Origin of the sequence: Mesorhizobium sp. M1A.F.Ca.IN.022.07.1.1 (assembly GCF_003997575.1) — a bacterium.
Taxonomy (GTDB): domain Bacteria; phylum Pseudomonadota; class Alphaproteobacteria; order Rhizobiales; family Rhizobiaceae; genus Mesorhizobium.
Genome location: NZ_RZST01000661.1, coordinates 1 through 1,029, shown reverse-complemented (window position 1 = coordinate 1,029; position 1,029 = coordinate 1). Strand labels below are relative to the sequence as shown.

Here is a 1,029-nt window from a genome sequence, read left to right as displayed (position 1 = left end):
CAACCTGTAGCGGATGACATTGCTGGCATTGTCGGTGACGCGGATCTCGAGCGGCGGCAGCGACTCCGCCCGTACGCCGTCATTGGCGGCCTCGCCGTCGATGAACAGGATGGGCTTCAGCCCCGAGGCATCGATTCGCGACGTCACACCGGAAATGCTGAGCGCGCTTGCCGGCTGCGCAGCCGCCCAGAAGGGGCTCTGACGCACCAGGGCATGTCCGCCCGACACCCAGAAAGCCACGAGTGCGGCGCCCACTCCGGCGGCCCAGAAGATTGGACCGCCACGCGAGGCCGGCCGCGCCGGCGCAGCCTCCGGTTTGCGCAGCATGCCCATGCCAGCGATGGATGGCGTCGAGGGCGCTTGCGGCGGCAACGGCGCCGCAATCGGTTCCGAACGGGCGGCGAATCGCGGCAGCACCACATAGTCGGCATCGACGACATCGGTGTCGAGGATGACGCGCTCCGGCGCGGCCTTTGTCGCCGTGCCGGTCATGATTTCGCCGGAAACAGAGCGCGCGGTTCTATCCTCAGCCATTACGGCCCCAGTGCAATCTTCGTTGCTTTTGGGTAAACGCAAATGGTTAACGCTTCCCCACCGGAACTGCTGTGAAACGTCGAAAGCGCGCAGAAATTAACCAACGATTAACCATGCCGGCCGATGGTCTTGGCAGAGAACAGGCTGGCGGGATGCCGCCTAAGGTTTCAGGTCGCCGAACGTGATCCGCTTCGAAAATGTCGGCCTCCGCTATGGCATGGGTCCGGAGATCCTCCGCGACATTTCCCTGCACATTCCGGAGCGCTCCTTTCAGTTCCTGAGCGGCCCCTCGGGCGCCGGCAAGACCACCTTGCTGCGCCTGCTTTTCATGTCGCTGAAGCCGACGCGCGGCCTGATCACCATTTTCGGCAAGGATCGTTCGCGCATCTCGCGCGGCGAGTTGCCGCTGCTCAGGCGCCGCATCGGCGTGGTGTTCCAGGATTTCCGCCTGCTTGACCACATGACCACTTACGAGAACGTGGCGCTGCCGTTGCG

2 protein-coding genes are annotated in these 1,029 nt (G+C 64.1%); one reads left to right on the top strand and one right to left on the bottom strand.

Going from position 1 to position 1,029, the window contains the following annotated elements:
- The coding region (locus EOA75_RS33215; RefSeq protein ID WP_127326164.1) for a hypothetical protein at window positions 1–534 on the bottom strand (534 nt) is incomplete at its 3' end.
- A 181-nt stretch (window positions 535–715) separates the two neighbouring features.
- Between EOA75_RS33215 and EOA75_RS33210 the strand changes: the two genes are divergently transcribed.
- A partial coding sequence (locus tag EOA75_RS33210; RefSeq protein WP_127326163.1) for an ATP-binding cassette domain-containing protein occupies window positions 716–1,029 on the top strand: 314 nt, incomplete at its 3' end.